Origin of the sequence: Sulfitobacter sp. 1A13353 (assembly GCF_043557255.1) — a bacterium.
GTDB classification, from domain to species: domain Bacteria; phylum Pseudomonadota; class Alphaproteobacteria; order Rhodobacterales; family Rhodobacteraceae; genus Sulfitobacter; species Sulfitobacter faviae.
Window position 1 is genome coordinate 529,188 of record NZ_JBIFFS010000002.1, and the last position, 24,275, is coordinate 553,462.

General features: G+C 61.4%; 26 protein-coding genes. 10 read left to right on the top strand and 16 right to left on the bottom strand.

The window, feature by feature from the left end:
• Together ACGYLO_RS06325 and ACGYLO_RS06330 are read right to left on the bottom strand one after the other, a co-directional pair.
• The gene (locus ACGYLO_RS06325) at positions 1–1,143 is read right to left on the bottom strand and encodes an alpha-D-ribose 1-methylphosphonate 5-triphosphate diphosphatase (RefSeq protein ID WP_271688150.1); all 1,143 of its coding nucleotides are present in this window, start codon (positions 1,141–1,143) and stop codon (positions 1–3) included.
• Positions 1,130–1,927: an alpha/beta fold hydrolase gene (locus ACGYLO_RS06330; RefSeq protein ID WP_271688151.1), complete on the bottom strand. Its 798-nt coding sequence runs from the start codon at positions 1,925–1,927 to the stop codon at positions 1,130–1,132. Before ACGYLO_RS06330 ends, ACGYLO_RS06325 begins: the two co-directional genes overlap by 14 nt.
• Before the next feature lie 66 nt (positions 1,928–1,993).
• Here ACGYLO_RS06330 and ACGYLO_RS06335 point away from each other — a divergent pair, with 66 nt between their 5' ends.
• Positions 1,994–2,458, top strand: a complete 465-nt coding sequence (locus ACGYLO_RS06335; protein WP_271688153.1) for an NUDIX domain-containing protein — start codon at positions 1,994–1,996, stop codon at positions 2,456–2,458.
• Here ACGYLO_RS06335 and ACGYLO_RS06340 read toward each other — a convergent pair.
• From ACGYLO_RS06340 to ACGYLO_RS06350, 3 genes are all read right to left on the bottom strand, one after another.
• On the bottom strand, positions 2,424–3,272 hold the full coding sequence (locus ACGYLO_RS06340; protein WP_271688154.1) for a DMT family transporter: 849 nt from the start codon (positions 3,270–3,272) through the stop codon (positions 2,424–2,426). The genes ACGYLO_RS06335 and ACGYLO_RS06340 overlap by 35 nt on opposite strands.
• Positions 3,273–3,457: 185 nt before the next feature.
• Positions 3,458–4,207, bottom strand: coding sequence for an ATP-binding protein (locus ACGYLO_RS06345; protein WP_271688155.1), 750 nt, complete (start codon positions 4,205–4,207; stop codon positions 3,458–3,460).
• Between the two features lie 70 nt (positions 4,208–4,277).
• Positions 4,278–5,726 (bottom strand): extracellular solute-binding protein, encoded by a 1,449-nt coding sequence (locus tag ACGYLO_RS06350; RefSeq protein ID WP_271688156.1) that lies wholly within the window; start codon positions 5,724–5,726, stop codon positions 4,278–4,280.
• Between the two features lie 26 nt (positions 5,727–5,752).
• Here ACGYLO_RS06350 and ACGYLO_RS06355 point away from each other — a divergent pair, with 26 nt between their 5' ends.
• Together ACGYLO_RS06355 and ACGYLO_RS06360 are read left to right on the top strand one after the other, a co-directional pair.
• Positions 5,753–7,816, top strand: a complete 2,064-nt coding sequence (locus ACGYLO_RS06355) for an ATP-binding protein (RefSeq protein WP_276154874.1) — start codon at positions 5,753–5,755, stop codon at positions 7,814–7,816.
• Between the two features lie 23 nt (positions 7,817–7,839).
• Entirely contained in the window at positions 7,840–8,268 is a 429-nt protein-coding gene (locus ACGYLO_RS06360; RefSeq protein WP_067267334.1) for a response regulator, read from the top strand.
• Positions 8,269–8,369: 101 nt separating this feature from the next.
• Here ACGYLO_RS06360 and groL read toward each other — a convergent pair whose 3' ends face one another.
• The 3 genes from groL to ACGYLO_RS06375 form a co-directional block, all read right to left on the bottom strand.
• Positions 8,370–10,013: a chaperonin GroEL gene (groL, locus tag ACGYLO_RS06365; protein ID WP_067267336.1), complete on the bottom strand. Its 1,644-nt coding sequence runs from the start codon at positions 10,011–10,013 to the stop codon at positions 8,370–8,372.
• A 64-nt stretch (positions 10,014–10,077) separates the two neighbouring features.
• Positions 10,078–10,365, bottom strand: coding sequence for a co-chaperone GroES (gene groES / locus ACGYLO_RS06370; RefSeq protein ID WP_067267338.1), 288 nt, complete (start codon positions 10,363–10,365; stop codon positions 10,078–10,080).
• 166 nt (positions 10,366–10,531) lie between these two features.
• Positions 10,532–11,212, bottom strand: a complete 681-nt coding sequence (locus ACGYLO_RS06375; RefSeq protein WP_271688162.1) for a DUF2161 domain-containing phosphodiesterase — start codon at positions 11,210–11,212, stop codon at positions 10,532–10,534.
• A gap of 151 nt (positions 11,213–11,363) precedes the next feature.
• On the opposite strand from ACGYLO_RS06375, the gene ACGYLO_RS06380 reads away from it, so the two are divergent.
• The 6 genes from ACGYLO_RS06380 to ACGYLO_RS06405 all read left to right on the top strand — a co-directional run bounded on the left by ACGYLO_RS06380 (position 11,364) and on the right by ACGYLO_RS06405 (position 16,236).
• Positions 11,364–12,284: a manganese-dependent inorganic pyrophosphatase gene (locus ACGYLO_RS06380; RefSeq protein WP_271688164.1), complete on the top strand. Its 921-nt coding sequence runs from the start codon at positions 11,364–11,366 to the stop codon at positions 12,282–12,284.
• A gap of 50 nt (positions 12,285–12,334) precedes the next feature.
• Complete coding sequence (locus ACGYLO_RS06385; protein WP_271688165.1) at positions 12,335–13,207, top strand: TIGR01459 family HAD-type hydrolase; 873 nt, start codon at positions 12,335–12,337, stop codon at positions 13,205–13,207.
• A gap of 89 nt (positions 13,208–13,296) precedes the next feature.
• A complete protein-coding gene (locus ACGYLO_RS06390; protein WP_067267345.1) occupies positions 13,297–13,740 on the top strand; it encodes a MaoC family dehydratase in 444 nt (147 codons plus the stop codon).
• Positions 13,741–13,802: 62 nt separating this feature from the next.
• Complete coding sequence (locus ACGYLO_RS06395) at positions 13,803–14,735, top strand: bifunctional riboflavin kinase/FAD synthetase (protein WP_271688168.1); 933 nt, start codon at positions 13,803–13,805, stop codon at positions 14,733–14,735.
• The gene (locus tag ACGYLO_RS06400) at positions 14,732–15,202 is read left to right on the top strand and encodes a YcgN family cysteine cluster protein (protein WP_271688169.1); all 471 of its coding nucleotides are present in this window, start codon (positions 14,732–14,734) and stop codon (positions 15,200–15,202) included. The genes ACGYLO_RS06395 and ACGYLO_RS06400 overlap by 4 nt, the downstream gene beginning before the upstream one ends.
• The gene (locus tag ACGYLO_RS06405; protein WP_271688170.1) at positions 15,202–16,236 is read left to right on the top strand and encodes a low specificity L-threonine aldolase; all 1,035 of its coding nucleotides are present in this window, start codon (positions 15,202–15,204) and stop codon (positions 16,234–16,236) included. The genes ACGYLO_RS06400 and ACGYLO_RS06405 overlap by 1 nt, the downstream gene beginning before the upstream one ends.
• 4 nt (positions 16,237–16,240) lie before the next feature.
• Here ACGYLO_RS06405 and ACGYLO_RS06410 read toward each other — a convergent pair whose 3' ends face one another.
• Together ACGYLO_RS06410 and ACGYLO_RS06415 are read right to left on the bottom strand one after the other, a co-directional pair.
• Positions 16,241–17,038 (bottom strand): alpha/beta fold hydrolase, encoded by a 798-nt coding sequence (locus ACGYLO_RS06410; protein WP_271688171.1) that lies wholly within the window; start codon positions 17,036–17,038, stop codon positions 16,241–16,243.
• Positions 17,035–17,631 (bottom strand): 2-hydroxychromene-2-carboxylate isomerase, encoded by a 597-nt coding sequence (locus ACGYLO_RS06415; RefSeq protein WP_067262740.1) that lies wholly within the window; start codon positions 17,629–17,631, stop codon positions 17,035–17,037. The genes ACGYLO_RS06410 and ACGYLO_RS06415 overlap by 4 nt, the downstream gene beginning before the upstream one ends.
• Before the next feature lie 102 nt (positions 17,632–17,733).
• On the opposite strand from ACGYLO_RS06415, the gene ACGYLO_RS06420 reads away from it, so the two are divergent.
• On the top strand, positions 17,734–18,753 hold the full coding sequence (locus tag ACGYLO_RS06420; protein ID WP_067262737.1) for a ribose-phosphate pyrophosphokinase: 1,020 nt from the start codon (positions 17,734–17,736) through the stop codon (positions 18,751–18,753).
• A 75-nt stretch (positions 18,754–18,828) separates the two neighbouring features.
• On the opposite strand, the gene ACGYLO_RS06425 is transcribed toward ACGYLO_RS06420, so the two are convergent.
• The 6 genes from ACGYLO_RS06425 to ACGYLO_RS06450 form a co-directional block, all read right to left on the bottom strand.
• Positions 18,829–19,179, bottom strand: a complete 351-nt coding sequence (locus ACGYLO_RS06425; RefSeq protein ID WP_271688174.1) for an H-type lectin domain-containing protein — start codon at positions 19,177–19,179, stop codon at positions 18,829–18,831.
• A gap of 110 nt (positions 19,180–19,289) precedes the next feature.
• Entirely contained in the window at positions 19,290–19,730 is a 441-nt protein-coding gene (locus ACGYLO_RS06430) for a F0F1 ATP synthase subunit epsilon (RefSeq protein ID WP_067262733.1), read from the bottom strand.
• Positions 19,731–19,742: 12 nt separating this feature from the next.
• Entirely contained in the window at positions 19,743–21,167 is a 1,425-nt protein-coding gene (gene atpD / locus ACGYLO_RS06435) for a F0F1 ATP synthase subunit beta (protein ID WP_209218274.1), read from the bottom strand.
• A gap of 18 nt (positions 21,168–21,185) precedes the next feature.
• Positions 21,186–22,067 carry a F0F1 ATP synthase subunit gamma gene (locus tag ACGYLO_RS06440; RefSeq protein ID WP_136720392.1) on the bottom strand — a complete coding sequence of 294 codons (882 nt, stop codon included), beginning with the start codon at positions 22,065–22,067 and terminating at the stop codon, positions 21,186–21,188.
• Positions 22,068–22,082: 15 nt separating this feature from the next.
• Positions 22,083–23,621 (bottom strand): F0F1 ATP synthase subunit alpha, encoded by a 1,539-nt coding sequence (atpA, locus tag ACGYLO_RS06445; protein WP_209218275.1) that lies wholly within the window; start codon positions 23,619–23,621, stop codon positions 22,083–22,085.
• Positions 23,622–24,182 (bottom strand): F0F1 ATP synthase subunit delta, encoded by a 561-nt coding sequence (locus tag ACGYLO_RS06450; protein ID WP_271688175.1) that lies wholly within the window; start codon positions 24,180–24,182, stop codon positions 23,622–23,624. It abuts the gene before it with no gap.
• Positions 24,183–24,275 lie beyond the last annotated feature (93 nt).

Here is a 24,275-nt window from a genome sequence, read left to right on the forward strand (position 1 = left end):
TCAGCCGAAGAACCGATCCGCCACCGCGCCGGACATGAAGCTCACCCGCCCCGCCGCGAAAGTGGCGGCGACGCGCCCCGTGGCCTTGTCCAAGACGACGATATCGGCGCGTTTGCCCGGCGCGAGCGTGCCGCGATCCGTAAGCCCCAAGACCTGCGCCGGCCCGGATGAGACCAACGCCCAAGCGCCCGCAAGGTCCAGCAATCCGCTCTGCGCCAGCATCAAGGCGGCGCGGCGCGGCGAAGGGTAATGGTAATCCGACGCCAACGCGTGACAAAGCCCCATGGTGATCAGGTCCAGCGCCGAAAGGTTGCCATTATGCGACCCGCCGCGCACCACATTGGGCGCGCCCATGATGACCGCATCCCCCGCCCCATGCGCGGCCTCGGCGGCCTCCTGCGTCTCGGGGAATTCCGCCAGCGTCACGCCCCGCGCCCGCCAAAGGGCGCGGCCCTCGGCGGTTTGGTCATCATGGCTGCCCATTTTAACGCCACGCTGCGCCAGTTCCGCGCAGAGTCGGTCCAAGGCCGCGGGCACCTCATCGCGCCGCGCGTGCATCTCTTGCATCTGTGCCAAATGTCTCTCCGGGCTGCGCCCGGCCTTCAGCGCCTGCCCGACCAGCCGTTTTGGGGTCTTGCCCGCCGCCAAACGATCATGCGGCAGGTGATCGTTGAACACCACATAGCCCACGCCCCAATCCGCCATGCGCTGCGGCAGGCTGTCGTAAAGGTCGAGCATATGGGTCTCGAACCGAAGCTGCGGGCGGATGTCGGTGACCAATTCCGGCGCGGTGTCGCGGATGCCGCTAAAGACCTGATCGGCGAACGCGAGCCCCCGCAGCCCGCCTTCCCAGCTGACGAATTGCGCCAAAACCGCGGTGGTCATGCCATTCGCCGCAAGCTCCGCCTCCGCCGCGACCAACCCTTCGGACAGTTGCTTCATCGCCCCGCGACGTGGAGCCAGATGCCGCTCGAACGCGTCGCCATGCAGATCGACGATCCCCGGCAAGACTTGAAAGCCGGTCAGATCGACAGGCCGCCCGACCGGGGCATCGGCAATCACCCCGTCGGCAAAAGAGAGCGGCGCGCGGCTCAGCCCCTCGGGGTGAAGCACCTCCGCATTGACGAGATCAAGGTTTGGCATCGTCCCCTCCCACCCCCGGCAGGCAGCCCGCTTCCGGGCAGCCGATCGCATTCAGGACGCCATCGATAAAAGTCATCGACCGATCAAAACTGCCGGTTTTCAAGAAGGCCATCGTCTGGGCGATAACGCGCGGGTTGTTCATCATGAAGGTATGGGTCACCGGCAGGACGATATGATCTTTCATCCCCGCCACACGGGTCGAGGCGACCGAGACCTTCCCGTCATCCGGCCCCGGCAAAAGGCTCGAAAAATAGGGGTTGAGCGACTGTGAGCCGGCAATCACGCCCAATTCGAAAGGGACCGGCGGCAATTGGTTCGGCAAGGCCGCATCATCGGTGCCGATCTCGGCCCCGGCGGGCCCGTTCAACCATTCGAACGCAGGGTTCTCGACCAATTCGTCCACCACCTCGCTGCCGTGATTGGGCGGCCCCAGCATCACTACGCGCCCGACCCGGTCGGCACCGGCCTCGGCCACCCATTTGCGCACCAAAATACCGCCCATGGAATGAGTCACGAAATCGATCTGCGCAGTGCCGCAGGCCTCAATTGCGCGCGGCAGGGTCTGTTTCGCCAATTCCGCGATATTGGCCTCAGTCGAAGGGTAGCCCGGGCGCACCACGCGGTAGCCTTCGGCGGCCAAGGCGGCTTCCATCACGGCAAAAGACATCTCGGTCCTAGCCAGCCCATGGAGCAAAACCACACAGCGCCCCGCTGCGTTTTCGGCCGCGGCAGGCAGGGGGATCGCCAAGCAGATCGCGGCAATCAGCAGAGTGAAAAATCTCATCATGCCCCCCAGATAGACTGATTGCCCCGACTGTGAAATGGTCTTGGCGCGTTACCTGACGAAAGTATGCCGATGCCCCGACCCTGCCCCCGATTGGCCGCCCGCGCCGTGCTGCTGCACGAAGGCCGGCTGCTGCTGGTCAACGCCTATGCCGATGATCGGCTGGGCCTGATGTGCGCCCCCGGCGGTGGGGTGGAGGCCGGCGCCTCCCTCCCCGATAACCTGCGCCGCGAGGTCTTTGAGGAAACGGGCCTCACGATCTCTGTCGGCGCGCCCTGTTTGGTCAATGAGTTCCATGACCCCGGCGGCGATTTCCATCAGGTGGATATCTATTTCAGATGCCACATCCTCGGATCCGCCCAAATCGCCCCCGATTGGCAAGACCGAGAGGCCATCGTCACGCGGCATCGATGGGTCACCCAAGCGGAACTGGCACAAGTCCCCCACAAGCCCGATAGCCTCGGCACAGTTGCCTTTGGCCCGACGGAGGCGGCGATCACCTACGATCCTTTGGAGCCGATTTTGCGCTGATCGCCCAAGCGATCCCGCCCAGAACCAAGGCCGTCGCGATGATCAGCGTCAGGCTCAGCGGCTCACCCAAGAGCAGCGCCCCGGCGAGGATGGCGATGATCGGCACGCTTAGCTGCGCCACCGCCGCCGTGCCCCCGTCGATCCGCGTCAGCACCGCATACCACAGGGCATAGCCAAGCCCCGAGGTCACCCCGCCGCAAAGCGCGCCCAATAAAAGCCCCGTCAGGCTGAAATGCGCCCCCGCAAAAGCTGGCAGGATGAGCATGAACGGCAAACAGAGCAAAAAGTTCGCCGAAGTTGCCGCCAGCGGATCGCCCGATGTGCGACCGATGATCGTATAGGCGGCCCAGCCGATCCCCGCCAGAACCATCAGCCCGGCGCCGATTGGATCCGTGGAACCCTGCCCATCTGGCCAGAGGACCAAAACCAACCCCGCAAAAGCCGCCGCAGCCCCTGTAATCTGCCGCGCGGTGGGCGCCGCGCCGGCCAAAGCGGCGTAGGTGAACATGGTAATCTGCACCACACCAAAAAGGATGAGCGCCCCGAGCCCCGCATCCAACGTCAGATACGCCAGACTGAACCCGATCATATAGACAGCGAGGCTCACGGCTCCGCCGATCCTGTTGCGCCGCAAAAGCGGCAACCGTCCACCCCGCAGCGCAACCAAGACGGCCAAAACCAATGCCCCCGCACCGACCCGCACAAGGGCAAAGCCCGCCGGATCGATATGCCCGCCGTCCATCGCCATTCGGGTCAAAATTGAGTTCGCCGCAAAAGCGCACATGGTGAGGACGGAAAGAAGGAAAAGCTGCATGACCTCTCGCTTAGCCTCACTCTCGAGCCGCGCCAAGCGCGGAATGCCTTTGGCACAAGGTTCTAACTGGGACGTGATGATCTCCTCCTTCGCATTGAATGCTGTGGTGAGATAAGGCGGTACGCGCGCTGCAATTCGATAGTGGCGGCAGAGGGGTTCCTTGGCTCCCCGGGGTTTCACCTATGCTATGTCATAGCCACGCCCTCCAAACGCACGGATACAGTCGCACCGCGCCCAGCACCGGTGGATACCAAACAGGCATGGCCCGCATAAGCCGCTGCGATTTTGCGAACCAAGGCCAGCCCCAAGCCCGACCCTTCAACCTCATCGCGCGACCGCAAAGTGGTCATCGGCTGGAAGACACGCTCATGATAACGCGACGGTATTCCCGGCCCATCATCGGAAACGGTGAGCATCATGGCCTCCCCTTCGTTTTTTACCACTACCTCGACCCGCCCGGAAAACCGATCATGATGCTTGAGCGCGTTTCCAATCAACGCCACGAAAAGCCAGTGCAGGTCCTGATCGTCAACGACGAAAGAGTCGCACCCGAAATGATGATCAACCCGGAAACCACTAGGCAGCCCGACTTCCTTTACCGCGGCATCAAAAGCCTGACGAACCTCAAGCACAGTCGCATTGCCCCCCCTTCCGGCGCGCGAGTATTGAAGCAAGTCGACTAGCATTCGATCCAACCGCCGCGCGTGCCGCTTCAACAAGGCGATGGAACTGTGGACCGAAGCGCTTACCTCCAGTCCCGCCTCCTCAATATCCTCGGCGATCCATTCAGGCAGTTCCAACAACGCGCGAATGGAGCCGCGCAGATCGTGACTTACCAGATGGATAAACTCCTCTGCATCAGGCCCGAGAGGCTGCGGCTCTTCGCGCGAAGGTAACTCATGGTCGGCAGGTAACCTTAACAGCCGCTGCGTCATATCGCGACCTCCCTGCGATCAGCGCATGAGCAAAACGCCCTGCTAACCCGAATTAAAACTAAAAGTTCCATCAAGCGATATCCCGTAGCAATCGACGCGCATTGGGCGGATATTTCGCTCGCAGGCGCGCCCACCTTTGTATTTGCCTTTCGCGTCCAACCCGGCTGGTGATCAACTGCCATTGCTTTGCCACCCTGGTCAGGGCCATTTTCGGCGAAACCTCACCCTGAAGCGCCTTATCCAATCCCCTTCCCAATGTTTGGAAATACTCTGATTGCCCTTTCAAATAGAAATCGGGAATCGCCCCTTTAAGCGCCGCGCGATGCACCTCAAGAAAAGACTTTGAATAGGCCGCTTCCACGCCCCGGTCACTGTAGTGCTCATTACGAAAAGGGTCGAAAAACCCGTCCGGCTGCCGAACGGCAAGTGTCGACATTGCTGGCGTGACCGCGAAGAGGGCGAATAGATAGGCGAGTTCTTTCTGGGTCGATGCCGCGCTGATCACAAAGCTCCATCCCCAATTGAAATAGGGGATTTCGAGCAGTTCCTCCCCCACCTGCCCTCCGGGGGTTGGCCCGTAAACCATCCGTCCGCGCATCAATGATCGAGGGGAGTTAAGGTATTTCTGCGTTCCGCCCCAGCCGATATTGCAATAGACATCACCCTTCGCGTAACGCGCCCAATTTCCAAACAGCCCCAGGCTCGAAGTTTCGGGGGCAAGGCAGTCCGTGATCGCAATCAACTCTTCCAGCGCCGCGACACCCGCGTCATCTGCAATTTGCGGCGTCATATCGGGGGACAGAGGCCAATAGCCCTTGGCGTGAAACCGCACCCACCATTCCCATGCGAGATACCCCGGCGTGCGGAACAACAATCCGCCATATCGACCGGCCTCTGGTGCATGAAAGAACCGGATTTGCCGGTCCAGTTCCTGCCAAGTTTCTGGCTGAACAAGTGGATAGCCGAAACGATCGGCGTAGCGCGCTTGGTCATGCGGATCGCGCAGCATCTCGCGATGGTAGAACATCAAATAGGCGTCGCCATCCGTTTGAAATCCATAGGTTTTACCGTCGAACTTGTCCCCTTCTTGATAAAGCATAGGGTCGCGAAACCCCGGCGGTTCATAGCGTGCGGCGAAGCCATCCAAAGCATGGACCGCCCCTGCGGCCACCAGATCTGCAAGACCAAACGTCGCGGGCAAAGCAACATCATATCGCGCCTCCCCGAGCACACTATTAAGCATCAGTTCCGCGTTGATCTGATCTACATGCACTTCTTGTAGGTCGACCGCGACCCCGGTCCGTTCTGTAAAGGCTTTTGCAACCGGCGCGAGATTGGCCCGCGACCCTTCAGGCAATAGCACCGAAAGCGTCTTGGCGTTTCCCCCCAATTCGCGGGCCTGCGCGGTCACCTTTATATCGATCGCCTCACCGAATGCCGGAGCGGCGATCAGCGTGCTCAGACCGGCGCCCAATCCGATTGAAACCGTTCGCCTTGTTAACCTGCGGCCGCCTGACACGATTCGATCCTCCAATACGCCGGGGCATGACCCCTTCCCGCTGTCGTGGCGCTGGTTTTAGGGCGACGGCGATTAACATTGCGTTAATCGGTCACGGCTATTCACAAGGCATGAAAACGATGCCCCCCCTTTGGCGCCTCCTGCAGCTTTTCGGCAGCCGCATCAGCACCCGTCTCCGGGCCGCTTTTCTGCTCGTTGCGGGCATCATCGGCCTAGCGGGGTGGGTTGCTACGGGGCAAATGCGCGCTGTGTTGGCCAGTCATGCTCATCTAAGCCAATCGGCGCTACCGATGTTGGGCGTCTCCCAGCAGATCGAGCACTCTTTGAATGGTGTATTTCTTTCGATTGAGCAGTTAAATCAGAAAGGTACCACCGCTTCGCCATCAGTACTTGGGCAGGAAATCGAGACAAAAATCAGCGAAGTCTCCAAACTTCTAGATGACTTATCGACGTCCGAGATCGCGCCTCCCTTAGCCGCCCGGCTGGAACAGCGTCTGCAGATGGCACGGCGTGCGACGGATGCGACAGTAGTCAGCCTTCAAGAGATGCGGCGCGCCGAGGCGCAAATCGTCTCAACCCTCGATCTTGTCGAGCAAATTCAAGAGCAAAGTCACCTCATTATCGACGATCTGGCCTATCGGCTTTCTAGGCAAACCGAAGCTTTGCTGGCCGAAGCCCTTAGGACTTCGGGTTCCGGCCAGCTTCAAAATCCTACGTCCCGCTTTCCCGAATTGTTGTTAAGTGCGGTCAATTTGAATGACATTCAGCTCAGTCTCGACACGCTCATCAATATCGTCATATCGCAAGGGCTACAGAACCAACCCCTTCAACTCGCGCGCGCGAAACTGCTTGTCGACGAACATTTTCAGGATACCATAACCCGCTTACCGCGCATTCACGATACAGCCAGCAGGCGGTCACTTGCCCGCCAAATTGACGCGTTGCGCGACCTGCTGCTGCGTCCCAAAACAGGGTTCTTTGCCCATACAACGGCCCGCCTGCGGTTTCACAATAGCTTCGAAAGGCTGCAAGCCGAACATCTCCCCATGATCGTGGAAATTTCCGATATCTCCTCCGATCTGACCCAAAACACCCTAGAGCGGGTGGATGCTGCGACGCAGGCCCTGCGTGATACCATCAACCAGGTCATTTGGACCGTGGGCCTCACCATGGCCTGCGCCTTTCTCGTGATTGCAATGACCAACGGCTTGGTTATCGAACGGCAGTTTAACCGCCGCATCAGACGCTTGACCGATTCCGTGACCGCGATCGCTCGGGGGGATCTCGACCATCCGATTACCGTGAGAGGGCGGGACGAACTTGGAGAGATGGCGCGCGCATTGACCGTCTTCCGCACCACGGCGGAGGAGCTGCGGCGCTCGAATATCGAGTTGGAGAAATTCGCCTATGTCGCTGCGCACGACCTGCGGTCGCCCCTCCGGGCGGTGCATGAATTGAGCCTTTGGGTGCTGGAGGATGAAGACAACGCGCTGAGCGCCGAAAGCCGAAGCTATTTGCTGATGTCTCAACAGCGGATCGACCGGCTAAACCGTCTTTTGGCCGATCTTTTGGACTACGCTCGCGCAGGGCAGGACCAACCTGCGTCGGAGCCCGTGCATCTTGGCCGCTTGGTGACGGAGCTCGCTCGCTACATCGATACCGAAGGCCGTTTCAAAATCACCTTTACCGGGGCGGAACAGGTCGTCGACGCGCAGCTCACACCCTTGCAGCAAATCTTGGGCAATCTCATCTCGAACGCCATCAAACACCATGACCGGGATCATGGGACGATCCATATCAGTGCACAACGGCGGCAGAACCACCTTATCTTGACCGTCCGCGATGATGGGCCGGGTATAGAGCTTCGACATCAGCAAAAGATATTTGAACTCTTTCAAACCCTTAAACCCCGCGATGAGGTTGAGGGGAGCGGCTTGGGCCTCGCCATCGTAAGCAAGCTTGCGGCCCACCAAAAAGGCAAGGTCACGCTATTTTCCGACCCTGACAAAGGGCGCGGCGCGACCTTTGTGGTTGAGCTTCCACTGGCACCACAAGCACATCAATCTCTGCCCGTGGCGGCCGCGGCGTGACAGCAGTCGGAAAGGAATATCGGATGAAAACGACGCCCGCGAAATTTCTTATCGTCGATGACGACAAAGTCAGCGTGATGGCCATGCAACGGGCAATGCGCAAGTTGAAGATCGTCAATGAGACGGCGGTTTGCCATGACGGCCAGCAGGCGCTTGAGTTTCTGGCGGAGGAGGTGAAGCGGCACGGGCGATTGCCGCCTTACATCATCACGCTCGACCTCAATATGCCGCGCATGGGCGGGCTTGAGTTCTTGGAGGTCGTTCGGGCCGATCCCGCCTTGGAGCGTATGGTGGTCTTCGTCTTCACGACCTCCGATATGCCCACGGATGTGCAATCGGCCTATAGCAAAAATGTCGCAGGCTATATCGTGAAGGAGAACCCGTCAGAGACCTTTGCAAATGCGCTCGACATGCTGAACACCTACGCGCGGATCGTGGAGCTGCCCAGTTAGCCCGATGAGAACCGGATAACCGCCAGTCAAAGCCTCGCCCGAAACGAAAAGAGGCGCGCCATTGCTGGCGCGCCTCCGGAACCTTAGCCGAAAGGGCTGGCTTACATCATGCCGCCCATGCCGCCCATGTCGGGCATGCCGCCTGCGGGGGCTGCGCCCTCTTTGGCGGGCTTGTCGGCAACCATCGCTTCGGTGGTGATCAGCAGACCTGCGATCGAAGCTGCGTCTTGCAGTGCGGTGCGCACCACTTTCGCCGGGTCGATGACGCCGAAGGAGAACATGTCGCCATATTCCTCGGTCTGTGCGTTGAAGCCGAACTTCAGGTCGTCGCTTTCGCGGATTTTGCCGGCCACAACGGAACCGTCCACACCAGCGTTCTCAGCGATCTGACGCAGCGGTGCTTCCAGCGCCTTACGGACGATGGAGATACCGACGTTCTGGTCATTGTTGTCGCCTGTGAGGCCTTCCAGCTTCTTGGCGCCTTGAACCAGAGCCACACCACCGCCAACGACGATGCCTTCTTGAACAGCGGCACGTGTCGCGTTCAGGGCGTCATCGACGCGGTCCTTGCGCTCTTTCACTTCGACTTCGGTCATGCCGCCAACGCGGATCACGGCAACACCGCCTGCCAGTTTGGCAACGCGTTCTTGCAGCTTCTCACGGTCGTAGTCGGAGGTGGTCTCTTCGATCTGGTTGCGGATCTGAGCCACGCGGGCTTCGATCTCGGCCTTCTCGCCAGCGCCGTCAACAACGGTGGTCTCGTCTTTGGTGATCGACACTTTCTTGGCCGAACCCAGCATGTCCATGGTCACGGACTCGAGCTTCATGCCGAGGTCTTCGGAGATCACTTGACCACCGGTCAGGATCGCGAGGTCTTGCAGCATCGCTTTGCGACGGTCACCGAAGCCCGGTGCCTTCACAGCAGCAATTTTCAGACCGCCACGCAGCTTGTTCACGACGAGGGTTGCCAGGGCTTCGCCCTCGACGTCTTCGGCGATGATCAGAAGCGGCTTCTGGGACTGGATGACCTGCTCGAGCAGCGGCACCATCGGCTGAAGGCTCGACAGTTTCTTCTCGTGCAGCAGGATGATCGCGTCTTCCAGCTCGACAGTCATCTTGTCGGAGTTGGTGACGAAATAGGGGCTCAGGTAGCCACGGTCGAACTGCATGCCTTCGACGACATCGGTCTCGGTTTCCAGACCTTTGTTCTCTTCGACGGTGATCACACCTTCGTTGCCGACTTTCTGCATCGCGTCCGCGATCTGGCGGCCGATTTCACGCTCGCCGTTGGCGGAGATGGTGCCAACCTGCGCGACTTCGTCGCTGTCGGACACGTCGCGTGCGGCGGCTTTGATCGCGTCGACGACCTTGGCAGTCGCCAGATCGATGCCGCGCTTGAGGTCCATCGGGTTCATGCCAGCGGCAACCGATTTCATGCCTTCGCGCACGATGGCTTGGGCCAGAACGGTCGCGGTGGTGGTGCCGTCGCCGGCTTCGTCGTTGGTCCGGGAAGCGACTTCCTTGACCATCTGCGCGCCCATGTTCTCGAACTTGTCTTCCAGTTCGATTTCCTTCGCCACGGATACACCGTCTTTGGTGATGCGCGGTGCGCCGAAGGATTTGTCCAGAACCACGTTCCGGCCTTTGGGGCCGAGTGTGACTTTCACCGCATCGGCAAGGATGTTCACACCCTTGAGCATCCGGTTGCGGGCATCGGTGTCAAATTTGACGTCCTTAGCAGCCATGTTGTCTTCTCCTAAAATCTTGGATTTGATGTGAGCGTCGTCAGGGTTCGGCAAGCCAAGTGGCTTACGCGATGATCCCCATGATGTCGCTTTCTTTCATCATCAGCATTTCTTCGCCGTCGACGGTGACCTCTGTGCCGGACCACTTGCCGAACAGGATTTTGTCGCCGGGTGCGACGGCCATTTCGATCAGCTCGCCGTTGTCTTTGCGGGCGCCAGTGCCGACAGCCACGACTTCACCTTCGGAAGGCTTTTCCTTGGCGGAATCGGGGATGATCAGCCCGCCGGCGGTTTTCTCTTCGCTTTCTGTGCGCTTGACCAGCACACGGTCATGAAGCGGTTTCAATGCCATCTTTGCAGCTCCTTAAGGCTCAAAGTTACTCTTCCAAGCCACCCCCTCCGGGCGAGGGGTGCAGCCGTTAGCACTCGACCCATATGAGTGATAACGATGCATAGCTAAGGAGCGGCCCGCGGCCTGTCAACAACGGCGTTGAAAAATTTTGAGCGCATTGGAACCATTATTCGGCCCCTAAAATGCGCCCCGCAGTCGCGACAGCCTCGGCCCCCTTTGGGGTCAGCCCGTATATGCCTTTGTCGACCTTTTCAAACCAACCATAGTGATCGTCCCGCATCATGCGGGTCGCCGCCGAGACGCCAGTCGCCCGGGCCACATCCGCGCCTTTGCTGGCGCCCGCTTCGAAGAGGTAGACCGCGAGCTTCAGCGCATCCTGTCGGTAAGCCGTCACCAGCCCTGCGCGGGTTTGGCCGCCGTCGTTCGGATCCCCCTGCCGCCGGGCAAACTCTCGCAAGAGCAACGCCGCCCGTTTGGCATTCTTGCGCGGCGCATAGGGGCCAGGATCGCAATGCACCTCGACCAGCCCATCCGACAGCCGCACGGTGATCAGCCCCAGCCCCAGCCGCCGGGCCAGCGTGACGTTGTCCTTCACCGCCTTGGCAAAGCGCTTTCCCGGTTGGCGCGCCACGGCAAGGTAGACATCATCCGCCACTTTCAGCCGCGCCAGACATTGATGAAACAGCGCCAGCGAAAAGCCGAGCTTCAACTCGACCACCACCGGCGGCTCGGCTCCGCGCACGGCCACCACATCCGCCGCGCCGACCTCGGCCTTCACGATATAGCCCTGATCCTCAAGGAAGGCTTTGATCGGCGGGTAAAGGTCGGTTTCGCGCGGATTGCTCATGGCGCGCAACTTGCCCCATCGCGCGGCGCTATGCAAAGGGCGGCACCGGCTGAAAGTGCCGCGCAATGCCGCATTGCAGCGCGCGCAGGTGACAAGCCTATTCAACCTGCTATAAGGCGCGCAAATCCACCCGAACAGACAGGACCGCCCCATGACAACGCTTGTTTTTGGCCATAAATCCCCCGACACCGACAGCACCGGCAGCCCGATCGTTTGGGCGTGGTATCTCAATGAGATCAAAGGCATCCCCGCCAAACCCGTCCTGCTGGGCGAGCCGAATACCGAAGCGCTGTTCATGCTCGACAAATGGGACCTCCAAAAGCCCGAGATCCTGACCGAGCTTGAGGCCGACACCAAGGTTGTCATCGTCGACACCAACAACCCCGCCGAACTGCCCGACAACATCAATGACGCCGATATCACCGGCATCATCGACCACCACCGTCTGGTGGCAGGGCTTGAGACACGCGGCCCGATCGAGATCAACATCCAGCCGCTCGCCTGCACCGCGACGATCATGTACAAGATGATCGGCAAGGATTGGGCGCAGGCCCCGCGCGGGGTAAAGGCCGCGGCCCTGTCCTGCATCCTGTCGGACACGCTTGAGTTCCGCAGCCCCACCACCACCCAAGAAGACCGCGCCATCGCCCATGACATCGCGCAGGATCTCGGCGTCGATATCACGGATTATGCGACCGAAATGTTCGCCGCGAAATCCGATGTCTCTGCCTTCAGCGAAGCGGAACTGCTGCGCATGGACAGCAAGGGCTTTGACCTTGACGGCACCAACCTGCGCGTGAGCGTGTTGGAAACCACCTCCCCCGCGCCGCTGTTGGAGCGTAAGGACGCGCTGATGGCCGAGATGCCCAAAGTGGCCGAAGCCGACGGTGCCGCGCAGGTGCTTTTGTTCATCGTCGACATTCTGAAAGAAGAGGCGACCCTCTTGGTGCCCAACGACATGGTCAAACATATTGCCGAGCAGAGCTTTGGCGCTGAGGTCTCCGGCGACACGGTCGTGCTGCCCGGTGTGATGAGCCGTAAAAAGCAGATCATCCCGAACCTCAAGATGTAAGCCAATCGGGCGGGCCCAGTGCCCGCCCTCACTTTTTGAAAGGCCGCCCCATGACCCGCATTATCTCTGCTCTGCCCGAAGTATCCGATCAATATGACGCGCTTTTCGTCGATCTTTGGGGCTGTGTGCATGACGGGCGCAAAGCGCTGCCCGCGGCGGTGGCGGCCTTGCAGGCCTATCGCAAGACCGGCGGCAAGGTCGTCTTGGTCACCAACTCCCCCCGCCCCCGTGATGGCGTGGAGAAACAGTTGCAGCAATTCGGCGTGCCGCAAGACGCATGGGACAGCATCGCCACCTCCGGCGATTCCGCGCGGTCGGCGATGTTCCGAGGGGTCGTGGGCGAAAAGGTCTGGTTCATCGGCCATCCCGGTGAGCGCAAGTTTTTCGAGCCGCTAACGATCCTGAAAGACCCGGTTGAGATCGAGACCGTCCCGCTGGCGCAGGCCGAGGGCATCGTCTGCACCGGCCCCGTCGATGCCATGGCCGACCCGGAAGTCATGCGCCCCGAGTTTGAGCAGGCCATCGCCCGCGGGCTGAAGCTGCTCTGCGCCAACCCCGATATCGTGGTCGACCGGGGCGAGGTGCGCGAATGGTGTGCCGGGGCGCTGGCTGCGCTATATACGGAAATGGGGGGCGAAAGCCTCTATTTCGGCAAGCCCCACGCCCCGATCTATGACCTCGCCCGCCGCCGTCTTCCCGCGCTTGAGGTCGACATCCCCGACAATCGCATCCTTGCCATCGGCGATGGCATCCTGACGGATGTCAAAGGCGCGATGGACGAAGGCATCGATTCGCTCTTCATCACCGGCGGACTGGCCGCCGCGGAAACCGCCACGACCGAGCAGCCCGACGAAGCCAAACTCCGCGCCTATCTCGACCGCGAAGCATCGGCCCCGACCTATGCCATCGGATTCTTGCGCTAACCCAGAAAGAGCTTGATTTTCTGCAGCCGCGAAGTAATAAAGTTGCATCTCGGCGCAGCCTAGCGTCACTTTGTTACCAAGGAGCCGTCATGTTGGACAATATGCCACGCGGGACGATCTGCATCGAAGATATCGAAATCGGCATGTCGCGCCATCTGCGCAAAGTCGTGACCGATATGGATATCGAACTTTTCGCGCAGGTCTCGACCGACCGCAACCCGGTGCATCTGGATGACGACTATGCCCGCGAGACGATATTCGAGGGGCGCATCGCCCATGGGATGCTGACCGCCGGGCTGATCTCGGCGGTGATCGGGGAACAGCTGCCCGGCCATGGCACGATCTACCTTGGGCAATCGCTCAAATTCCTCGGCCCCGTGCGCCCCGGCGATATGGTGCTGGCCGAAGTCACCGTGACCGACATGGACATCGCCAAACGCCGCGTGAAAATGGACTGCCGCTGTACGGTCGACGGCAAACCCGTGCTGGCCGGAGAGGCCACGGTGCTCGCGCCCTCGGCCAAGCTCGACTAAGCAGGCGGTTTTCGCCGCCTGTGCATCTTGCTCTCGCCCCGCAGCACGGCTAGGCAAGGCGCATGCGGATCATCCGAGATTATCAATTCGTCGACCTGCCAGATCGCGGTGCCACCGCCGCGATCGGTAATTTTGATGGCGTGCACCTTGGCCACCGGTCGGTGATCGAACTGGCGCAGCAGGCGGCCCCCGCCGCGCCGCTCGGCGTCGTCACCTTTGAGCCGCATCCCCGCGAATACTTCGCCCCCGACGCCCCGCCCTTTCGCCTGATGGGCCGCGAGGCCCGCGCGCATCGGCTTGAAAAAATAGGCGTCAAACGGCTCTATGAACTGGCCTTCAACAGCACGCTGGCGGGCCTCTCGCCCGAGGCTTTTGCCCGCGACGTGCTGCATGAAGGGCTGGGGCTGGCCCATGTGGTCGTCGGCGCTGACTTCTGCTTTGGCAAGGGCCGCGAAGGCACGGCTGAGGATCTGGTTCGCTTCGGCGCGCAATATGGCTTTGGCGTCACCATCGCCCCGCTGATGGCCCGCGATGAGCTGACCGTGTCGTCGACCGCCATCCGCGAAGCACTGACCCGCGGCGCGCCCCGCGAAGCAGCCGCCATGCTGGGCCATTGGCACCGCATTGACGGGCCGGTGATCTCGGGCGAGCAGCGTGGCCGCGAGCTGGGCTTTCCCACCGCGAATATGTCCATCGACGGTCTGCACCCGCCCGCCTTCGGCGTCTACGCCGTGCTGGTCGACGTGCTGGAGGGGCCGCATAAGGGCAGCTACCACGGGGCGGCCAGCATCGGCACCCGCCCGATGTTCGGTGAGAACAAAGCCAATATCGAGACCTATGTCTTTGACTTCAAAGGCGACCTTTATGGCGCGCCGCTCTCGGTCGGGCTGGTCGAACATCTGCGCGGCGAAGAGAAGTTTGACAGCCTCGATGCGCTGATCACCCAGATGGGGCAGGACTGCGACCGCGCCCGGACCATTCTGGCGGCGTTATGAGCGATCCGATCCCCCGCAAGGGCCTGACCCCGAAGTTCTGGGAGAAGAAAGCCCTGACGGAGATGTCCCAGACCGAATGGGAAGCGCTCTGCGACGGTTGCGGCAAATGCTGCCTAAACAAGCTAGAAGACGAGGACAGCGGCGAAGTGGCCCTGACCCGCGTCGCCTGCCGCCTGCTCGACGACAGCACTTGCCGGTGCGTGCACTACGAAAACCGGCACGAGTTCGTGCCCGACTGCATCGTGCTGCGCCCCGACAACCTCGATACCCACGCCTATTGGATGCCCCAGACCTGCGCTTACCGCCTGCTGTGGGAGGGCAAACCGCTGCCTGAATGGCACCCCCTGCTGACCAGCACCCCCGACAGCGTGCATGACGCCGGGGTCAGCGTGCAATTTGATACCGTGTCCGAATTTGATACCCCGTTCGAAGAATGGGAAGACCATATTATCGAGGAGCCCACCTGATGTTTTTCGCCTCTGACAACGCCGGCCCCGTCCACCCCAAAGTGATGGAGCGCGTGATCGCCGCCAATACGGACTACGCGATGCCCTACGGCAAAGACCCGATCATGGATGAGGTCCGCGACCAAATCAGGCAGCAGTTCGAGGCGCCAGAGGCCGAGGTCTACCTCGTTGCCACCGGCACCGCGGCCAATGCGCTGGCGCTGGCCTGCTACACCCAGCCGTGGCAGACGATCTTTTGCGCCAAGGTCGCGCATATCGAAGAGGATGAGTGCAACGCGCCCGAGTTCTACGCCGGGGCGGCCAAGCTGACGCTGGTAGAGACCGAAGACAAGATGACCCCAGAGGCCCTGCGCCGGGCCATCGTCGCGCGGATGGCGGGCGACGTGCACACGCCGCAACGCGGACCGGTGTCGATCACGCAGGTGACGGAACGCGGCGGGGTGCACAGCCTTGAAGAGTTGCGGGCGCTGACCGCGGTGGCCAAGGAATACGACCTGCCCGTCCATATGGACGGCGCGCGTTTTGCCAATGCGCTGGTGGCACTGGGCTGCACCCCGGCTGAGATGACGTGGAAAGCGGGCGTCGATGTGGTGAGCTTTGGCGGCACCAAGAACGGCTGCATGGGTGTCGAAGCCGTGGTTTTCTTCGACCCTAAGAAGGCGTGGGAATTCGAGTTGCGCCGCAAACGCGGCGCGCATCTCTTCTCCAAACATCGGTATCTCTCGGCCCAGATGGCGGGCTACCTTGCGGATGGCACATGGTTGGAAACGGCCAAGGCGGCCAATGCTAATGCGGCCCATCTTGCCCAAGGGCTGCGCGCGGCGGGGGCGGAATTCCTGCATGAACCTGCGGCGAACATGATCTTCGCCCGCTTCCCCCGCGCCATCCACCGCAAGCTGCATGAAGCTGGTGCGCGCTATTATCTGTGGGACGGCACGCTGGACGGCGATGATGATGAGATGGTCGCGGCGCGGATGGTCTGCGACTGGTCGATCAGCCGTGAGCAGATCGACCAGTTCCTGAGCCAGTTCTAAACGCTCACGCCAGCGGCACGTCGTTCAGGAAATCACGGATCGCTTCGGCGACCTCGGCGGCATGGGTGATGGGCACCATATGCCCTGCCCCCTCGACCGAGACGCGCCGCGCGTCCGGCAAGCGGCGCAACAGTGACGCGTTGATCGCATGGGCCGCTTTGGGAGAGGCGCTGCCTTCGACCAAAAGCGCGGGCATCGACGCACGCTCGAACATGCCCGGTGCCAGCAAGCCAGCGCTGTCCTCCCCCAAGAAGGGCGAAGAGGCGGGGATGAAGCCGATGCGATCGACCATATAGGCGCGGGTCGGCTCGGGGATTTGATCCCATTTCGTGCCATCGCCCCAAACCCGGTTGAAGAGCCGCGCGGCGGTTTCCGCGTCGCCTTCGGCCAAAGCCGCCTCAAAGGCCGCGTTCTGTTCGTTGTATTCGGCCATCGCCTCGGGGTCATCCTGTTTGGCGGCGGCGAAATAGACCGGCTCGATCAGTGTGATGCTGCGCACCAGTTCGGGATGTTCAATCGCCAACCGCATCGCCACCGTCGCGCCAAAGGAATGGCCAATCAGGTCCATCGGCGCTTCGAGCAGGCTCAGTGCCATCTCTGTCGCCACGTCGTGGATATTCCCCTGCCCGTCCCAATCGCCCGACCGCCCGTGCATCGGCAGATCGAAGGCGCGGAGGGTCAGCTCATCCGACAGCGCGGCCCCGATGCCCCGCCACGCGCCGGAATGCGCCAGCGAGCAATGGATCGCCAAGGCCGGGCGCGGGCCGTGACCAAAACGGCGCGCGTTAATCTCTGGAATCACAGCTTGCCCCCGAGGTGCAGATCGAGGTCTTCCAAACGGTCCTGCCCCCAGAATTTCTGATCGCCGACGATATAGAACGGCGCGCCAAAGACACCCTGCGCCACAGCCTCTTCAAGGTTCGCGGCATAGGTCTCGGCGCCTTGCAGCAACCCGCTGTCGGCCAGAGCCGGATCGAACCCCGCCTCACTCAGACAGGCGCGGACCACATCGTCATGGCCGATGTCCTTTTCCTCGGCCCAGACGGCGCGGGTGATGGCATGGGTCAGCTTGCCCAAATCGCCCCCGCCCGCGTTCTGCGCCGCGATCACCGCATAGGCCGCAGGCGCGCCATTCGTCGGCCAATGCGCGGGCTTGAGGTTGAAGGGCAGGCCCAGCTTGCGCGCCTGCCGCGGCAGGTCTTGGGCGCGGTATTCATTCCGGCTGGGGTGACGCTCTGCCGGGGGCAGCCCGCCGGTACGCGGGAAAGCCGCCACGATGTCGAAAGGTTTGTAAACGATCTCGGCCCCGTGCTTTTCAGCAATCGCCTCAAGCCGATTCCCGGCGAGGTAGCAATAGGGTGACAGCGTTGCGAAAAAATAGTCGATCCGGGCCATTTGGCTCTCCTTCGGGGGCGGTGCAGCTTTGCCCGACCGTAAGCGCATGCTAAGCGGTGTCAACGTCACGAATCTGCAACCTACCGCTGCCCCGGAGCCCCTATGCCACGCACTTCAGAACCTAAACTGATCTCAGGCAATGCCAATATGCCGCTTGCCAAGGCCATCGCGCGGCGCATGTCGCTGCATCGCGGCGTCAATGTCGGCCTTGTCGATGCACGGGTCGAACGGTTCAACGACGGCGAGATTTTCGTCGAGGTCTATGAGAACGTGCGCGGCGAGGATATGTTCATCATCCAGCCCACGTCGAACCCCGCGAACGACAACCTGATGGAACTGATGATCATGGCCGATGCGCTGCGCCGGTCCTCGGCCGCGCGGGTCACTGCGGTGCTGCCCTACTTCGGCTACGCCCGTCAGGACCGCCGGACCAAGGCCCGCACGCCGATCACCGCCAAGATGGTCGCCAACATGCTGACCGGCAGCGGGATCGAGCGGATCCTGACCATGGACCTGCACGCCGCGCAGATCCAAGGTTTCTTCGACATTCCGGTCGACAACCTCTACGCCTCCCCGATCTTTGCGCTGGATATCAAGGACGCTTTCAAAGACCGTATGGATGAGCTGATGGTCGTCAGCCCCGACGTTGGCGGCGTGGCCCGCGCGCGTGAACTTGCCAAGCGGATCAACTCCCCCCTGTCGATCGTCGACAAACGCCGCGAGAAAGCGGGCGAAGTGGCCGAGATGACCGTGATCGGCGATGTGAAGGGCAAGACCTGCCTGATCGTGGACGACATCTGCGACACCGCGGGCACGCTCTGCAAAGCCGCCGAAGTGCTGTTGGAGAACGGCGCCAAGGAGGTACACTCCTACATCACCCACGGCGTCATGTCCGGCCCGGCGGTTGAACGTGTGGCCAATTCGGTCATGAAATCGCTGGTCATCACCGACAGCATCGCGCCGACCCCCGCGGTCAAGAAAGCGCCGAACATCCGCATCGTGCCCACCGCGCCGATGTTTGCCCAAGCGATCCTGAACATCTGGAACGGCACCTCCGTCTCCTCTCTGTTCGAGGCGGAAACGCTGGGCCCGATCTATGACGGGATGTATGCCGCGAGCTAAGCCGCGTGCTGTGATCTAGGGCCGGCCCCAGCGGGCCGCCCACGCCTTCTAGGCCCCTCCCCGAGAGCGCCGGGCCTAGCCGATGACCCAGTCATCCTCCTCCCCCAGCGATCCAATCGCCGTCCAAGCCAGCCGCGCACGCGCGACGCGGGTGTCGCCCCATGTGCGGAACACCATGTCAAAGCCCGTGTCCGTCACTGCCTCGGCGCCGATATCGGCGCGGGTGACGGTGCTGGCGTCGATGTCCCAAAGGGACATGCTCACCTGAACATGCGGCGGCTCTCGGAAAGGTTCGGAAAAATTGATCCGGCGGCGGCGTTCACGCTGGCCATGACCCGTCCACATCGAACCGCCGTCTTCGAACTCTGAAAACAGCATGACATCGCCATTATCCACGCCGATGGTATGGCTGCGCAGTCGTTTCATATCCCTAGCCTGCCCGCTTTTTTGTTCACTGCACAATGATGCCGCAGCAGCGAGAGGCAGAAAAGCAAAAAGCCCCGCCGAAGCGGGGCTTTTCACGAATTTTCAACGCATTACAGGTTAGGCTGCTTGCTCGACAACCCGATGTGATCACCAACGGCAACCATATCGGAGAGCAGCTTGGCGGCGTCGTCCACGGGACCGGGCTCATTCTCCCAGTTGTCCTTGGCGCGGGTGTAGACGGCATGCGCCTCTGCCACCATGCTGTCCATCTGCTCCTGCGTCATGTCGGCACGCGCCACGGCACGTTCCGCCAGCACAGACACGCCGCCCTGACCGCCGATTTCGGCGAAGCCGCCGGTCACGACGTATTCGGTCGTGCCCTCCGGCCCTTCCACGCGCAGAAGGCCCGGACGCAGGGTGGTGATGGTGGGCGCATGATCGGCCATGGCCGTCATGTCACCCTCGGTGCCCGGAATCTGCACGGCCGTCACCTGCATCGATGCCAGCCGCCGTTCCGGCGAAACGAGGTCGAATTGCATTGTGTCTGCCATTGTCAGCGCTCCTTAAGCGGCGTCTGCCGCCATTTTCTCGGCTTTCGCCTTCACTTCGTCGATGCCACCAACCATGTAGAAGGCACCTTCGGGCAGGTGGTCATACTCACCGGCAACCACGGCCTTGAAGGAGGCGATGGTTTCTTCCAGCGGCACCTGAACGCCGTCGGAGCCTGTGAAGACTTTCGCCACGTCGAAAGGCTGGCTGAGGAAACGCTCGATCTTACGGGCGCGGGCCACGGTCAGCTTGTCCTCTTCGCTCAACTCGTCCATGCCGAGAATGGCGATGATGTCCTGAAGCGATTTGTAGCGCTGAAGCACCTGCTGCACGTCCGTCGCCACCTTGTAGTGCTCGTCGCCGATGATCAGCGGGTCAAGCAGACGCGAGGTGGAGCCGAGCGGGTCAACCGCAGGGTAGATGCCCTTTTCCGAGATCGAACGGTCGAGAACCGTTGTCGCGTCGAGGTGCGCAAAGGAGGTCGCCGGCGCGGGGTCGGTAAGGTCGTCCGCGGGAACGTAGACGGCCTGAACCGAGGTGATCGAGCCATTCTTGGTCGAAGCAATACGCTCCTGCATGACGCCCATGTCGGTCGCCAGTGTCGGCTGGTAGCCCACGGCCGAAGGAATACGGCCCAGAAGGGCGGACACTTCGGAACCGGCCTGCGTGAAGCGGAAGATGTTGTCAACGAAGAACAGAACGTCGGAACCGGATTCGTCGCGGAACTGCTCGGCCAGTGTCAGGCCGGTCAGGGCGATCCGCATACGCGCACCCGGAGGCTCGTTCATCTGGCCGTAGACCAGCGCAATTTTCGAATCCACGAGGTTGTCGGGAACGATAACGCCGGATTCGATCATCTCGTGGTAGAGGTCGTTGCCCTCACGGGTCCGCTCACCCACGCCCGCGAACACCGAGAGACCCGAGTGCACTTTGGCGATGTTGTTGATCAGTTCCATGATCAGAACGGTCTTGCCCACACCGGCACCGCCGAAGAGGCCAATTTTACCACCCTTGGTGTAGGGGGCCAGCAGGTCGATGACCTTGATGCCGGTGACGAGGATTTCGGTCTCGGTCGACTGGGCCGCGAACTCGGGCGCTTCGCCGTGAATGGCGCGGGAGTTGTCCGCGTTGACCGGGCCTTGCTCGTCCACGGCTTCGCCGGTGACGTTCATGATGCGGCCCAGGGTCGCGTTGCCGACGGGCACGCGGATCTGGTCGCCCGTGTCAGTCACGTCCTGACCGCGGACCAGACCTTCGGTGGCGTCCATCGCAATGGCACGCACGGTGTTTTCGCCAAGGTGCTGCGCCACTTCGAGAACCAGCGTCTTGCCTTGGTTCTCGGTGTGGAGCGCGTTGAGAATCTCGGGCAGGTCGCCCTCGAATTGAACGTCAACGACAGCGCCGATGACCTGTGTAATTTTACCGACAGCTTTTGCCATGTCGTGTCTCCGATTTGCTTACAGCGCTTCCGCGCCGGAAATGATTTCGATCAGCTCGTTGGTGATGACAGCCTGACGCGAGCGGTTGTACTCGATGGTCAGCTTGTCGATCATCTCACCCGCGTTGCGTGTGGCGTTGTCCATCGCCGACATCCGGGCACCCTGTTCGGATGCACCGTTCTCCAGCAGAGCCGAGAAGATCGCCGTGGCGACCCCGCGCGGCAGAAGGTCGGCCAAGACCGCCTCTTCGCTGGGTTCATAGTCGAACAATGTGGACGCTGCGCTGTCGTCGCCTTCTTCGCCGTCGAATTTGGCGGGGATGATCTGCTGCGCCGTCGGCGTCTGCATGACCACGTTGACGAACTTCGCGTAGAAGATCGTCGCCACGTCGAATTCGCCCGCGTCAAAGCGGTTCAGCACGTCCTGCGCGATGTTCTGCGCGTCGCCGTAGCCGATCTTTTTGACTTCGCTGAGGTCAACATGGCCCACCAGATGATCGCCCAGATCGCGGCGCAGCGCGTCGCGGCCCTTCTTACCAACGGTAAGGATTTTCACCTCTTTGCCCTGGGCCAGCAGATCGCGCGCATGGGCCTTGGCCTTCTTCGCGATGTTGCTGTTGAAGCCGCCGCACAGCCCGCGTTCGGCGGTCATGACCACCAGCAGATGCACCTTGTCTTCACCCGTGCCGCTGAGCAGCTTGGGCGCGCTGTCGGAACCGCCGACGCTGGCCGCGAGCCCTGCCATCACGGCGTTGAACCGCTCAGAATAGGGACGCGAAGCCTCGGCAGCCTCCTGCGCGCGGCGAAGTTTCGCCGCGGCAACCATTTGCATGGCCTTGGTGATCTTGCGGGTCGATTTGACCGACGAGATCCTGTTCTTCAGGTCCTTGAGATTTGGCATTGCCTTATCTCCCGTTTAAGCGAAGTCGGCGGCGAAACCGTCGATGGCGGCTTTGATCTTCTCTTCCAACTCGCCTTTGACCTTGCGGTCGTTGTTGGTGATGTCCTTGAGAAGGTCGTCATGCTTGCTGCGCAGATGCGCCAGCAGACCCGCTTCGAAGCGGCCAACGTCCGAGATGTCCACCTTGTCGAGATAGCCGTGGGTACCGGCGTAGATCACGCAGACGATTTCGGAGTTGGTCAGCGGCGCGTACTGGGGCTGCTTCATCAGTTCGGTCAGACGCGCACCACGGTTCAGCAGCTGCTGGGTCGCGGCGTCGAGGTCGGAACCGAACTGGGCGAAGGCCGCCATTTCGCGGTACTGGGCCAGCGACAGTTTCACCGGACCGGCCACCGAAGACATCGCCTTGGTCTGAGCCGAAGAGCCAACACGCGAAACCGACAGACCGGTGTTCACGGCGGGGCGGATGCCCTGGTAGAACAGTTCGGTCTCAAGGAAGATCTGACCGTCGGTGATCGAGATCACGTTGGTCGGAATAAACGCGGAAACGTCGCCACCTTGGGTTTCGATGATCGGCAGAGCCGTCAGCGAGCCGTTGCCAGCCTCATCACCCAGCTTCGCGGAACGCTCGAGCAGGCGGGAGTGAAGGTAGAAAACGTCGCCCGGGTAAGCTTCGCGGCCCGGCGGGCGGCGCAGCAGCAGGGACATCTGACGGTAGGACACGGCCTGCTTGGACAGGTCATCGTAGATGATCAGCGCGTGGCGGCCGTTGTCGCGGAAATGCTCGGCCATCGCGGTGGCGGCATAGGGCGCGAGGAACTGCATCGGCGCGGGCTCGGAAGCAGTCGCAGCCACGACGATGGAGTAGTCGATCGCGCCGGTCTCTTCGAGCTTTTTCACCAGCTGCGCCACGGTCGAGCGTTTCTGGCCGATCGCGACGTAGACGCAGTACATCTTCTTGCTCTCGTCGTCGCCAGCGGCTTCGTTGACCTGAGCTTGGTTCAGCATCGCGTCGAGCGCGACGGCGGTCTTGCCGGTCTGACGGTCGCCAATGATCAGCTCACGCTGGCCACGGCCGATCGGGATCATCGCGTCGACGGACTTGAGGCCAGTGGCCATCGGCTCGTGCACGGATTTACGCGGGATGATGCCCGGTGCCTTCACGTCGGCGATGCCGCGCTTGGTGGCGCCGATGGGGCCTTTGCCGTCGATGGGGTTGCCCAGACCGTCAACAACGCGGCCCAGCAGTTCGTCACCGATTGGCACGTCCACGATGGAGTTGGTGCGCTTGACGGTGTCGCCTTCGGTAATGTCGCGGTCGGAGCCGAAGATAACGACACCCACGTTGTCGGCTTCGAGGTTCAGGGCCATGCCCTGAATGCCGCCGGGGAATTCGACCATTTCACCGGCCTGAACGTTGTCCAGACCATAGACGCGGGCGATACCGTCACCGACGGAGAGAACGCGACCCACTTCGGCCACTTCGGTTTCCTGACCGAAATCCTTGATCTGGTCCTTCAGGATCGCAGAAATCTCTGCTGCTTGGATACCCATTTATCCGACCTCTTTCATTACATTCTGGAGGGAATTGAGCTTGGAGCGGATCGAGGTGTCGATCATCTTCGAGCCCACTTTGACGACAAGACCGCCGATGAGGCTTTCATCAACGGTCGCATGAAGTGATACTTTTTTGCCGGTGGAAGCGGTCAGCGATTTCGCCAGCTTGTCCGACTGTGTCTTCGTCAGTGCTTTGGCCGTTGTGACCTCGGCAGTGATTTCACCTTTGGCTTCGGCAATGGTCTCGCGCAGCGCTTTAACCAGCGCGGGCAGCGCGAACAGGCGGCGCTTTTGCGCCATCAGTTGCAGCGTGTTCGCCATGATCTTGGTCAGGCCCATCTTTTCGGCCAGCACCTTGATCGCCTGCTCCTGCTCTTCGCGGGTATAGAGCGGCGAAGTGGTCAGGCGGCGAAAATCGTCGCTGTCGTTCAATGCCGCTTCAAGCGCGGTAAGATCGCCCTCGATGGCATCGACCTGATTGGCCTCGCGGGCCAGATCGTACACGGCTGTCGCATAACGTTCCGCGATACCGGTGGAAATGGAAGCAGGTTCGGACACGTCCATCCTCTCGTTCAATAAGCGCCGGATATGCGAAGATGTCGCGTCACCAGCAGTTGGCGCGGCTTGAAGTTACCCAAGACGTCTAAATCA